The sequence below is a fragment of the Streptococcus mitis genome, from assembly GCF_026782865.1.
Classification (GTDB): Bacteria; Bacillota; Bacilli; order Lactobacillales; family Streptococcaceae; genus Streptococcus; species Streptococcus mitis_CG.
In genome coordinates this window covers 1-14,785 of record NZ_JAKUXK010000011.1, presented here as the reverse complement: position 1 = coordinate 14,785, position 14,785 = coordinate 1, and the positions used below count along the sequence as shown (strand labels likewise).

Genomic DNA, 14,785 nt, shown 5'->3' with positions numbered 1-14,785 from the left:
GTTGTTTACTATAAAAATGTGGTGAATTTTGGAAATTATGCAAAAAATAGTCGTAAAGGATACTAAGGATGTTTATAAATAAAAAAGAAAAATTTTCCATTCGTAAGTTTAAAGACGGTCGTTCAGACTCAGTCAAGATTGGTACAGTCGGTCTGATTATCGGTGCAGCCCTTGCAATGGCAGGACAAACCCAGACTGTAGAAGCGGCGATGAAAGAAAACAGCGACAACACAACAACGATCTCAAATGATAAGGGGTCAGTAATTGTAGATACAGCTAATATTGAGAATCCAAATGAAGGTAGGGAATTTTCAACTAATCCAACTGCAGAGGGAACAAATACAATTACTAAAACAGGAAAAGTAGATTACAAATACGTAACTGCTGAAGGAAATACTGTACTAGAAGAAAATAAAAACCAAAATTCTGGTGCTGATAAAACGATTGAAACAACATACAATGTATACGGTAAATCAGGAGAAGTTTTCAAAGAGACTACTGGTGGCGATGCACAAGATAGCGACCTAAACGACGCTAAAGAAAACGGTAAAAAAGCAACAATCGAAAAAGATGGGAAAACTTACCACCTAATCGGAGAATCTAAAGTTGAAACTACTGGAAACGGTGGAGGAGTATACTCTGACACAACTCTAGGTGATGTAACCGCGAAACTTACTCCAGAAGGATTAAGTAATGCAGAAGGTAAAATCACTTATGATACTGTAAAAGCTGGTGGGAAAGCTTGGATCGTTGAACAAACAGGAAAAGGAACATATGGTAAATATGTACAAGCAGATTCAGGTGCAATCACTTCTGATGCTAAGATGGTAGAAGCTTTCAAAGCTGGAGAAGCTGCAGCAAAAGACTTCAATTCAGCTAATGTAACTGCTGATGGAGGAATCAAAGAAGGAGACTATGTTTTCGTCCTTGAGAAAAATACCTATGTAACAGCTAATGGTGAGAGTCAGGCTTTAACAGGAAGCATACCATTGTCATCTAGTGATAATGTAGCAGATGATGTAGATGGAACTGGGGCTACTTTAAATAGAACATATGCAATGGTACAAAACTTTAAAGCGGCTCCAGATACTTTAACAGGAGTAGAGAACAAAACTCTTGTAAAAGGGTATCTTGCATATCTTCAAGGAAAAGGACTTGAAGATAACCTTTTAAATTTCAAACGATATGTTTCTATAGGATTAGCGGGAATAGCTGAAGACCAAGTTGATGCTAAAGGAAGACCTACAAGAGATTTAACAGCAGATACATCAAGCGTTTCTAGCTCAGATACATTGGAATTAGAAGAGGGTGGTTTTCTTCTTAGACTTAATGCTCCTTCGTTGGATGTTGAAGAGTATTCTTATCGTGACGAAATCACTCCTCTTCGTGCATACCGTGTAGCAAGTGGTAATACAACAATCACTTACACTTATGCTGAAGAAAAAACTCGTGAAATCGAGAAAAAAGGTTCTGTAGTCGTTAACTACCAAACAGAAGACGGAACAGAATTAAAAGCTCCTTACACTGATACTCCTGAAACAGTAGCTGAAGTAGTAACTGAGAAATACTATGTTGATGCTGATGGAAATGATGTAATTGTAAGTAGTACTACAGCTTCTAAAAACGTACCTTACAACACTAAAGAAAATGAAACTGAAAAACCTCAAAAACTTACAGATGCACAAGGAAATGTTTACTACCTAAACGAAGCAAACACAATGACATCTGTAAATGGTACAGAAACTACATCACCAGCTGAAACAGGAACAGTAGTAGAAGGTGTTACAAAAGTAACTTACATCTATGAAAAAGCTGGATCAGTAATCGTTAACTACAAAACTGAAGATGGAACTCCACTTACAGGAACAGTAGTTGGTAACGAAAGTAAAACTGTAGAATCAGGTGCAAAAGACATTGATAATGGTAAACCAGGAACAGCTTATAACACTGCGGATAACGGAATGAAACCAGAACGTATTAAAACTGCAGAAGGCAAAGTATACGAGTTAGTTCCAGACTTAACTGAAGGTGAAGAAGAAGGTGAGGTTGAGTCAGGAACAACTAAAGAAGTAACCTACGTTTATAAAGAAGTTAAAGGTAATGTTGTCGTTAAGTATGAAGATACTGAAGGTAACACACTTGCTGCTGACGAACAAGATGAAACAGATGCTTCTCTAAATGTTAAATACGATACAGCTGACCACAAAAAAGAATCTATCGAGAAAGATGGTGTTAAATACTATTTAACAGCTAAAGAATTGAAAGACGGTTCTAAACCAGCTACTGGAGATGTTGTTGAAGGAACAACTACAGTAACTTACGTTTACGAAAAAGCTGGATCAGTAGTCGTTCACTATACAGATCAAGAAGGTAACCCAATTTCTGGTACAGATCTAGAAGGAAATAATGTTCCTGAAACTAATAATGATACAACAGATGGAAGACCAGGAACTGACTATAACACTGCAGATAACGGAATGAAACCAAACCGTATCACAACTGCAGAAGGAAAAGTATACGAACTAGTACCTGCTTCTACAATTGGAAATGAAACTGGTAAAGTTGTAGCTGGAGATACTGTAGAAGTAACCTACGTTTATAAAGAAGTTAAAGGTAACGTAGTTGTTAAGTATGAAGATACTGAAGGTAACGTAATCGCTGAAGACGAACAAGACGAAACAGATGCTTCTCTAAACGTTAAATACGATACAGCAGACCACAAAAAAGACGAAATCACTAAAGATGGTGTTAAATACTACCTAACAGCTAAAGAACTTAAAGATGATTCTAAACCAGCTACTGGAGATGTTGTTGAAGGAACAACTACAGTAACTTACGTTTACGAAAAAGCAGGACAAGTAGTCGTTAACTATCAAACAGAAGACGGAACTCCATTAGTAGGTGTTGACCCAGCTGGTGCAAACGTAGCTTCAGGTGCAAAAGACACTGTAGACGGAAGACCAGGATCTGATTATGATACTTCTGATAACGGAATGAAACCAAACCGTATCACAAATGCAGAAGGAAAAGTATACGAACTAGTACCAACAGCAACTAAAGGTGACGAAACTGGTAAAGTTGTTGCGGGTGAAACGAAAGAAGTAACATACGTTTATAAAGAAGTTACTGGGGACGTAGTCGTTCACTATGTTGACACAGAAGGTAACACAATCGCAGCTGACAAAGATGACCTTAAGGGTGCTTCTCTAAACGCTAAATACGACACAACTGACAACAAACCAGAGAAAATCGAAAAAGACGGAACTGTCTACTACATTACAAAAGCCGGTCTTAAAGATGATTCTAAACCAGAAAACGGAGACGTAGTAGAAGGTAAGACTGAAGTAACTTACGTTTACGAAAAAGCTGGATCAGTCATCGTTAATTACCAAACAGAAGCCGGAACTCCATTAGTAGGAACTGCAGACGGTAAAGATATTGCTTCAGGTGCAAAAGACACTGACAATGGAAAACCAGGTTCTGAATACAACACTGCAGATAACGGAATGAAACCAACTCGTATCACAACTGCAGAAGGAAAAGTATACGAATTAGTACCGACAGCAACTAAAGGTGATGAAACAGGTACGGTAGAATCAGGTCAAACTAAAGAAGTAACCTACGTTTATAAAGAAGTTAAAGGTAATGTTGTTGTTAAGTATGAAGATACTGAAGGAAACACACTTGCTGAAGAAGAAAAAGATGAAACAGATGCTTCTCTAAACGTTAAATACGACACAGCAGAGCACAAAAAAGATGAAATCACTAAAGATGGTGTTAAATATTACTTAACAGCTAAAGAACTTAAAGATGGTTCTAAACCGACTACTGGTGATGTTGTTGAAGGAACAACTACAGTAACTTATGTTTACGAAAAAGCAGGACAAGTAGTAGTTAACTACCAAACAGAAGATGGAACTCCATTAGTAGGTGTTGATGCGAATGGTGCGAATGTAGCTTCAGGTGCTAAAGACACTGTAGATGGAAGACCAGGATCAGACTACAACACTGCAGATAACGGAATGAAACCAAACCGTATCACAACCGCAGAAGGAAAAGTATACGAACTTGTACCAACAGCAACTAAAGGTGATGAAACTGGTAAAGTTGTTGCGGGTGAAACGAAAGAAGTAACATACGTTTATAAAGAAGTTACTGGTGATGTAGTCGTTCACTACGTTGATACAGAAGGTAACGTAATTGCTGAAGATAAAGAAGATACCAAAGGTGCTTCTCTAAACGCTAAATACGATACAACTGACAACAAACCGGAGAAAATCGAAAAAGACGGAACTGTTTACTACTTAACAGAGAAAGCTGTTAAAGATGACTCTAAACCAGAAAACGGAGACGTAGTAGAAGGTAAAACTGAAGTAACTTACGTTTACGAAAAAGCAGGACAAGTAGTCGTTCACTACACTGATGAAAAAGGTAACACGATCCAAGTGGACGCTGTTGATACAAAAGACGGTAAACCAAACTCAGACTACAATACTGCTGATAACGACATGAAACCAAACCGTATCACTACTCCAGAAGGCAAAGTGTACGAGTTAATCCCTCAATCAACTAAAGGTGATGAAACTGGTAAAGTTAAAGCTGGAGAAACTACAGAAGTAACTTATGTCTACAAAGAAATCACTGGTAATGTAGTCGTTCACTACGTTGACACAGAAGGAAACACATTAGCTGAAGATACGAAAGATGTAGAAAATGGATCACTAAGTGATAAATATGATACAACTGACAACAAACCAGCTAAACTTGAAAAAGATGGTACAGTTTACTACTTGACAGCTAAAGAATTGAAAGACGGTTCTAAACCAGAAAACGGTGCTGTTACTGAGGGTACTACAGAAATCACGTATGTATACGAAAAAGCAGGAAACGTTCTTGTTCATTACGTAGACGAAGCTGGAAACACACTTCAAGCAGATGCTGTTGATACTAAAGACGGTAAACCAGGAGCTAAATACAATACTTCTGACAACGATATGAAACCAGCTCGTATTACTACTCCAGAAGGAAAAGTATACGAATTAGTCCCAGCATCAACTAAAGGTAACGAAACTGGTGATGTTGAAGCAGGTAAGACTACAGAAGTGACTTATGTCTACAAAGAAGTGAAAGGAAACGTAGTCGTTCACTACACTGATGAAGCGGGTAACACAATCGCTGAAGATGTTAAAGATACGACTGACGGATCAGTAAGCTCAGCATACGACACAAGTGACAACAAACCAGCAACTATCACTACTAAAGATGGTAAAGTATATGTACTTGTACCGACTTCAACTAAGGGTGAAGAGTCTGGTAAAGTAACAGAAGGGACAGTAGAAGTAACTTACATTTATAAAGAAGTAACTGGTGATGTAGTGGTTCACTACGTTGATACAGAAGGTAACGTAATCGCTGACGATAAAGAAGATACAAAAGGTGCTTCTCTAAACGCTAAATACGATACGACTGACAACAAACTAGAGAAAATCGAAAAAGACGGAACTGTTTACTACTTAACAGAAAAAGCTGTTAAAGATGATTCTAAACCAGAAACTGGAAACGTAGTAGAAGGTAAAACTGAAGTAACTTATGTTTATGAAAAAGCAGGGCAAGTAGTAGTCCACTATGTAGACGAAGCTGGAAACACAATCCAAACTGACGCTGTTGATACTAAAGACGGTAAACCAGGAGCTGCGTACAACACTACTGATAATGATCTGAAACCAAACCGTATCACAACTCCAGAAGGTAAGGTATACGAATTAGTACCAGCATCAACTAAAGGTAATGAAACTGGTAAAGTGAAAGCTGGAGAAACTACAGAAGTAACATACGTCTACAAAGAAATTACTGGTAATGTAGTCGTTCACTACGTTGACACAGAAGGAAACACACTTGCTGAAGATACGAAAGATGTAGAAAATGGATCACTAAGTGATAAATACGATACAACTGACAATAAACCAGCAACAATCGAAAAAGATGGTGTTAAATATTACTTAACAGAAAAAGCTGTTAAAGACGATTCTAAACCTGAAACAGGAGACGTAGTAGAAGGTAAAACTGAAGTAACTTACGTTTACGAAAAAGCAGGACAAGTAGTAGTTCATTACGTAGACGAAGCTGGAAACACACTTCAAGCAGATGCTGTTGATACTAAAGACGGTAAACCAGGAGCTAAATACGATACTTCTGATAAGGACATGAAACCAACTCGTATCACAACTCCAGAAGGTAAAGTATACGAATTAGTCCCAGCATCAACTAAAGGTAACGAAACTGGTGATGTTGAAGCAGGTAAGACTACAGAAGTGACTTATGTTTACAAAGAAGTGAAAGGAAATGTAGTTGTTCACTACACTGACGAAGCAGGTAACACAATCGCAGAAGACGTTAAAGATACGACTGACGGATCTGTAAGCTCAGCATACGACACAAGTGACAACAAACCAGCTACAATTACTACAAAAGATGGTAAGAAATACGTATTAGTACCAACTGCAACTAAAGGTGCCGAAACTGGTAAAGTAACAGAAGGAACAACAGAAGTAACATACGTTTATAAAGAAGTCAAAGAAGGTTCTACAAATGGAGGCTCACTCACTCCATCTCAACCTGGTTCTCCATCAACACCTTCAACAAATCCAACAAGTCCGGTGAAACCGACAGACCCAAGTCAACCAGAAACTCCAGTAGTTCCTACAGACCCAAGTCAGCCAACAACACCGCCTAATCCGGCTAATCCGGCTAACCCAGTGGGTCCAGTAACTCCAACGATGCCATCGGCACCAGAAAATGGTGAAGCACCACAAGCTCCAGCGGCTTCATCAGAAGCTAAAGGACAAGCTGAACTTCCAAACACTGGTACAGAAGACAATGCTAGCTTAGCGGCACTTGGACTTTTAGGTGTCTTGAGTGGATTTGGACTTGTTGCTCGCAAGAAAAAAGAAGACTAATTCTAATTAGATTTTCTGATAAGAATAAGGAGTAGGATATCATATCCGCTCCTTTTTCTATGTAAATTATGAGGTAATTTTTAATCTTTTTTTGAAAGTTGTTATAGAGTTGTTAATCATATTTCTGAATCTATTAATTATCTTTGCTTTTTTATATATTTATATCGATTAAAATATCGAATTGCTTGACATAATGAATAGATAGAGTTATTATGTTTATTATACAGTAGGTGAAGTCGGGACTTTTCTTGGTATCAATTTGAGGGTCTTACTGACTTTTCTTGATGTAAATAAAATATAAGCAAAGGAGTAGTAATGTACTCACGAACAAAAAAATATCATGGACAAAAAGTTCAACGATTTTCAATCCGAAAGTATAGTTTCGGTGCAGCATAGGTAGCGATTGCTGCGCTTATGATGTTTGGAGGTGGAGCCACTGCAAAAGCTGATACTATTCAAGGAAACGATGCAAGAACGAGCTCAAATTTGTCTAATCCACAGTCATCGCCATCTCAAGAAAGCTTAAATCACGAAGAGAATGTTGCGAGTCCTGATACCAAGAGAGAAGAAATTCCTTCTAAAGATCCAGTTTCTAAACCAGTAGTAACTTCAGCTGAAGCTTTAGTTAATGAAGATAAGCTAGCGCCAGAAAATATTGCAAAGGTAGACTTCAGTAAGTTATCAGAAGCGATTTCACGTATTCAATCAGCTATAGATAAAGTTGAAATTAGTAATAAAACATCAAAAACTATTGAGGATGCAAAGGCAACACTATTAGAAGCTCAAGCTTTATCAGCAAATGATAAAGCAACTCAGGTAGAGGTAGATAAAACTGTTGCAAGATTAAGAGAAAAGGCTTTTGTAATTGAGAGTATGCCAAAAGTGTCTCCTACTGTAGAAGATAAATCAGAAACAGAAGCTAAAGTAGAAAAAACAAATAAAAACCAAGATCCACGAAATGGAAAAGAGATTCCAGGAAAAGGGGAGAGTGGTTTTAGAGAAGCAACAACTGCAAATCCAATTATTCCTGCTAAAGAGGGTCCAACAAATAATAATAAATTAGGATCAGGAAATAACCCAGCTGAGGGTGTATTTGAAAGTGCAAAAGATCAATTTGGAGATGTTGACTTTACAAACTCTACAGAAAAAAGTACTAAAGTTGAGAAACAATGGTCAAAAAGTATTTTATCTGATAAGACAGGTAAAGCTACTACACAACTATTAACAGGTGGTATTACATACAACTGGAAAGAAAAAGAAATTTCTAATGAAATAAATGGTTGGAAAATTACAGATGCAAACGGAAATGCAGGAAAAGTAACTGCTATTAAACCAGAAGCAGCAGTTGCAGATGCAGGACGTGAAGCGGAGTATCAAGGGAAGCCAAGCAAGGTCTATGATAATCAAGGAACTATTAAAAGGAACTATAATAATCCTGATAATCCAACAGCAACAAATCCGCTTGGAGTTCATGCTGCAAATCAAAACTATGGAAATGGTGTAAACTATTCAGGAAATGTTGGAATACATAATTTACCTAAAGGATATTACTTAGAATTAGGTGAAAAAGGTACTAAGCTTTCTAAAGAATATGCAGTTAATGGAAACTCTAGATTAATGTTAAGTACAATTACTGGTGGTGCATACGGAAATATGGGTACTGCTGGAACAGGTGAACGAATAAAAATCACAATGTACGATGCAGTAACTGGAGAAAAAATTTCTAGTATTAGAGATGACCATACTATCGGTGAAAAATATGAATCAGAGCATATCTCAGCACCTTCAGGGGATGGAGGAAATGGTGATGGTTGGACTGAATACCGTGCCATTTATGAAGTTCCTCAATCTACTACAAGAGTACGTGTAGAAATTGAAGCACTAGATGATGGAACAGCAATTAACAATAGTTATTTAGCTGGTACTAATAGCAAAGTTAAAGATGGTTACTTTGTTGGAGCTGTCAATTTAGCCGTAGGTTCAGGAACGGAAATGACTACGAATGTTAGAACCAATGGTAAAGAAGGGAAATTCGGAGAAGATAATCTTTATAAATCAAAACAAAAAGGAGAATTAGAATTTACTGTTAATAGTGTTGGTGGGATTCGTCACTATGGTAGTGCTGAAACTGAAATCGAAGTTCCTGAAGGGGTAGTTTTACCTGAAAACATTACAAATCCTACAGGAAATGTTTGGTTTGGAAATGTTCCAGTTTCAGCCAAAAATATCATTTGGGATCCTCAAACAAGAAAATTAAAACTTCGATATAACACTTCGAAATTTAATAATGGAGTAGGACCTTATATAGGAGTAGGATCTAATGATGGTTCACGTCTATTTAGATTACCATTTACAACAACGGATAATTACAGAGGGACTGCTACATTTAAAGTAAGAACTTACTTACCAAATGGTTTAAGGGATGGAAAAGACAATCAACTTTTAAATACTGGTGATGTTTCAAATGCTGATGGAAAATATCATCCAGTAGTTAATGGTTTAAGAAATACAGACCAACCTGATTATTACTACAATAAAACGATTTATATCGATACAAAAAGACCAGATACACCAACAGTAGAAGCCGTGCATACAGATAGTATTCGTGGTGAGAAAAAAGATGAAAATCAAGTAAAAGAGTTACTTGTTTCTATTCCAACTAAAAATACAGATTTAACAAATGAAGCACGTGAGAAAAAAGATGTTGCTGAAAATGATAAAAATAATGGAGTAGATAGAGCTCACACTGCTGGTGCTGAAACAGTAGATAAAGCAGTAGATAAAATCGGTGCAGCTATTGGTGGATTAACTTCAATGAAAGTTACTTTACCAAATAGTAAAACTCCAATAACACTCAACAAAAAAGAAGATGGTTGGTATATTGGTACTACAAAAGTTGAAGAACGCGATGGTAAATTAGTTGTTCCAGTTCCTACAGGTACAGATTTGACGGAAGCGAATGAAACTACAAATCCTGATAAACGAATCAAAGTTACTGTATTTGATAAAGCAGGTAACGAATCAGATCCAGCTTATGCTAATGTTCTAAACGAAGCTCCAACAGTAGCAGTTGAGAAAAAAGATTTATATGTTTATAAAACAAAAGAAGCTGACAAATGGACCAATGATAAAGTTTTAGATAAATCGAAAGCATCAGCAACAGACTTAGAAGATGATCGTGATGGGGTTGATTCTACTAAACCAACGATTACAGTAAGTGATGCAGGTAATCTAGATACAACTAAAGTTGGAGATTATACTGTAAAAGTTCAATCAACTGATAGTGAAGGTAAGAAATCAACAGAAACAACTGTTAATGTTCATGTCTTAGACCTAATTAAAGTAGACCCAACAGTGACAACTGATCCAACAGACCCAAGTACAACATCTCCAGTATCTCCAAAAACTGCAGATACACCTGTAAAAGAAGGAGATGAAAATCTTGGTAAATATCCAGCAGGAGTTACTCGTGAGGACTTAGTTAAAGAAGTTACACGTACAATTAAGTATCTAAAAGAAGAAGATGCAAACAAAGAAGATGCAACTCCTCTATACGCTGAAAAAGTACAAAAAGTAACTTACAAACGTACAGCAACAGTTAACCCTGAAACAAAAGAAGTAACTTACTCTGATTGGGAAGTTTACAATGAATCTGATAAATTAACTGATGCTAAGGCTGACGGAACAAAAGGTAAATTCAATGCTGTTGAATCACCAGTAGTAAACAACTATTTATTAGTAAATGCGACTGATAAAACAGTGGCTGAAAAAGAAGCTCCAGTTCCTGGAGCAGATGGAACAGTTACTCCAGATGTTACTAAAGTTCTTTATAAAGAAATTGGTTCATTTAGTCCTAAATATCCTGAAGGTAAGAAACCAAATGGTGCTCAAGATAAAATTCCTTATCCAAATAACCCGACTGATCCAACGGTTCCAGGTGATTTTAGTACAATAACGATTCCATATGTTCCAGGCTATACTCCAGTATATAACGGTCAAGAATTAACACCGAAAAATCCTAATGATCCAACTCAAGGTTACAAGGTACCAGATGGATTTACTCCGACTGATAAGTTTGGAGAATCACCAATTACTTACACACCGTCTACTCAAACAGCTAAAGTAGTGATTGAGAAGAAAGTCGATGGAGTCGCAAATGAAGTGGTTTCTAGCTTTGATTTAACAGGTAAATCTGGTTCAGAATTACCATCAAGTACAGATATTGAAAACAAAATCAAAGAACTTAAAAATCAAGGTTATGAAGTAGAAAGTGATGAATACCATATTCAAGATAATCATCACCCAACATTTGATGACAAGGAAGATATCAATGCACAAGATGGTACGCCAGCACCTTCTCAAACATTCAAAATTGTGGTTAAACCTAGAATCATTGAAATTCCATCTTCAACACCTCATGAAAAAGACAGCCCAGTAGATCCAAATGGTGAAAATCCAGATTTGAAATGGCCAGAAGGTTTGGCTGAGTCTGATTTGAACACAACTGCTAAACGTGTGATTTCATATGTGAAGAAAGAATCAGATACAGCAACTGAAGAAAAAGCGAAAGATTCAACAGAACAAACTGTAACATTCACAAGAAAAGCAACTGTAAATCTTGTCACAAAAGGAGTAAGCTATACTGATTGGGAAAGTCCAAATAAAACATGGGATAAAGTTGGAGTAGATGTTCTACCAGGATATATCGCAGATAAAAAAGAAATTCCAGCTAAAGAAGCAGCAACCCCTGCAAAAGATACAAAAGTAATCCCTGATGAAACGGATAAAGTTACTTATACGAAGATTGGAAGCTGGATTCCTGTTGATCCAACCACTGGTAAGGATGGAGAACCAATTCCATTCCCTAACGATCCAAATGATCCAACCAAGACTGGTGAAATTACACAAATTATTCCTCATAAAGATGGATATACTCCAAAAGATGGAAATGGAACACCATTAGAACCAGTAAATCCTGCAAATCCAGAAGAAGGTTATAAACCACCAAAAATTACGGATCCAAAAGCAAATATCAAGATTACCTATGATAAAGACGATCAAAAAGCAAAAGTAAAATTTGTTTCTGTGGATCCAAAAACTCAAACAGAAACTGAATTAACCGACCATGCATTGACTTTAACTGGTAAATCAGGCGAAACAATTTCTGAAAGTGATGTACAAACTCATATCGATGTTTTGAAATCAATGGGATATGATATCATCGACAATCCATTTGATAAAGACCCAGTATTTGATACGAAGAAAGATACAAACGAAAACATCACTCAAGAGTTTACCATTAAAGTTCAACCACGTGTATCCACTACAACACCAGTTTATGTCGTAGAAGGAGATAAGCCATCTGCAGAAAAATTGAAAGATGCTGTTACTACTAAAGGAAATGAGAAAACAGTAGATGAAACTAAACTTCCTGATACAACTGATAAAGTTGGGGATGACACATTAACAGCTCCTGTGACAGTGACATATGGTTCAGGGGATAATAAACGTGAAGAAACTGTTAATGTACCGATTAAAGTTGTTGAAGGATATCCACAAATTGTCCCAGTAGATCCAAAAGAAGCTCCAAAAGCAGAAGATAGTATCAATCCAGATGATTATCCAGCTGGTTCTAAATTCACTTACGAAAAAGAACCAGATACAACAACACCTGGAGATAAAGGGGTTAAGGTTATTGTTACTGATGAAAATGGAAATGAACTAGTAAGAGTTCCAGCAACAGTACGTGTAGTTGACAGTATTCCACAATACGTTGTGGCTGATAAAGCTAATAAACAACCAGAAGCTAAACAAAGTATCACACCGGGTGAATATCCAGACGGAACGGAATTTACTTATGAAACTCCAGTAGATACAACTACATCGGGAGAGAAAGATGTAGTCGTTGTGGCTAAAGTTGGTGAAGATACGATTGTTAAAGTTCCAGCTAAAGTTGTGGTAGTAGATCCTGAAGTGCAATATGTATTTGAAAATCCTCAAAATACACAACCAGATCCATCTGAAAGCATTAATCCTGATCAATATCCAGACGGAACTAAGTTCACCTATAAAGATGGTGATGTAGATACAACAACACCTGGAGATAAGAAAGTAACAGTAGTTGCGAAAGATGGTGAAGATAAACTTGTAGAAGTCCCTACGGTTGTTAAAGTATTACCAGTTGTTAAACCAACGGGAGTAACAGTACTTAAAGATAGTACAGATTTAGAAACAATGGTTAAAGCAAAAGCTCAAGAAGTGGTGGATGCATTACCAAAAGATAGTATTCCTGCAGGTGTAACAGTAACTGTTAAAGAAGTGAAAGAAAAACCTGAAACAACTGCTACAGGAGAACAAAAACCAGCTAAGGTAGTTATTGAATATACTGATGATAAAGGCCGTGTAGTTGGTTCTAAAGAAGTAGAAGTTCCGGTAACGGTAGTTGGTTCAACATCAAAATCATTGGTAGTCTTTGAAGGTGATACAGTAGAATCTAAAACTGTTCAAGATGCAGTAACACCAGGAGCTAATGGAACTAGAGGTAATCCTGTAATTCCAGAAGACCTAACAAAAACAACAGGTAAGAAAGAAGTAACGGTCCCTGTAACTTACGACGGAATTAAAGATTCAGAACAAGTGAAAGTACCAGTGACAGTATTGCCAGTTGCTAAAGGTGAAGTAACAGTACCAAAAGGTGAAACTATAGATAAAGTTAAAGAAGTAGCTAAAGCTAAAGCAGAAGAAGTAGCAAACTCAGCAGATTTCAAAGCTAAATTACCAGATGGTGCCAAAGAAGTAGAAGTTGGAGCGATTACAGAAGAAGTGCTTGCAACCATTACATCGGAAGCAGGAACAAACAAAGGAACTGTAAAAGTCCCAGTAACCTATACAGTAGATGGCGTTAAGTATACAAAAGATGCAGAAATTACTGTAAGTGTAGTTGGTTCAAATGCTGATCAAGTATACGTTGTTGAAGGCGATAAACCTGAAATAGCTAAAGTAAAAGATGCAGTAACACCAGGACAAGGTGGAACAGTACAAGATCCAACAGAAGCTGATTTACCAGATACAAAGGATAAAGTTGGAGCAACCGATGTAACAGTACCAACTAAAGTTAAGTATGCAAATGGTGAAGAGACAGTAAAAGTCCCAGTGACAGTATTACCAAAAGTAACCCCAGAAGGTGTAACAGTTCTTAAAGATAGTGATAAGCAAGAACTAGAAAAAGCTATTAAAGAACAGGCTGAAAAAGCAGCTAATAACGTGAAGGGGCTTCCATCAGGAGTTACTGTAACAGTTACAGAAGTTAAAACAGGAACAGTACCACCTACAGCAACAGTTGGTGTACAAATCCCAGCGACAGTAGTGGTAGAGTATGTGAAAGATGGTAAAGTAGTTGCGACTAAAGAGGTACCTGTACCTGTTAACGTAGTAGAAGTCGTTCCAGTCTCAATTGAGACACCAGTCACATCTACCCCATTAACACCAGAGGATTACACTAAAGGCATCAAGATTCCAGAAGGTGGCAAGGTCACAAATGTTGAAAACATTCCAGACTTAACAACACCAGGTAAGAAAGATCCAGTTAAGGTAACGGTAGAATTACCAAATGGAAAAGTGATTACAGTAGAAGTCCCAGTTAATGTAACACCTGTTAAAGAGATTGAGACACCAGTCACATCTACCCCATTAACGCCAGAGGATTACACTAAAGGCATCAAGATTCCAGAAGGTGGCAAGGTCACAAATGTTGAAAACATTCCAGACTTGACAACACCAGGTAAGAAGGATCCAGTTAAGGTAACGGTTGAATTACCAAATGGAAAAGT

The 14,785-nt window shown here is 37.1% G+C and carries 3 protein-coding genes; all 3 read left to right on the top strand.

What is annotated here, in order from left to right:
• Positions 1 to 68: 68 nt before the first annotated feature.
• Positions 69 to 6,956 (top strand): MucBP domain-containing protein, encoded by a 6,888-nt coding sequence (locus MK482_RS06660; protein ID WP_268718300.1) that lies wholly within the window; start codon positions 69 to 71, stop codon positions 6,954 to 6,956.
• A gap of 315 nt (positions 6,957 to 7,271) precedes the next feature.
• Positions 7,272 to 7,352, top strand: a complete 81-nt coding sequence (locus MK482_RS06655) for a YSIRK-type signal peptide-containing protein (protein WP_268718331.1) — start codon at positions 7,272 to 7,274, stop codon at positions 7,350 to 7,352.
• Between the two features lie 18 nt (positions 7,353 to 7,370).
• The coding region (locus MK482_RS06650) for a mucin-binding protein (protein WP_268718299.1) at positions 7,371 to 14,785 on the top strand (7,415 nt) is incomplete at its 3' end.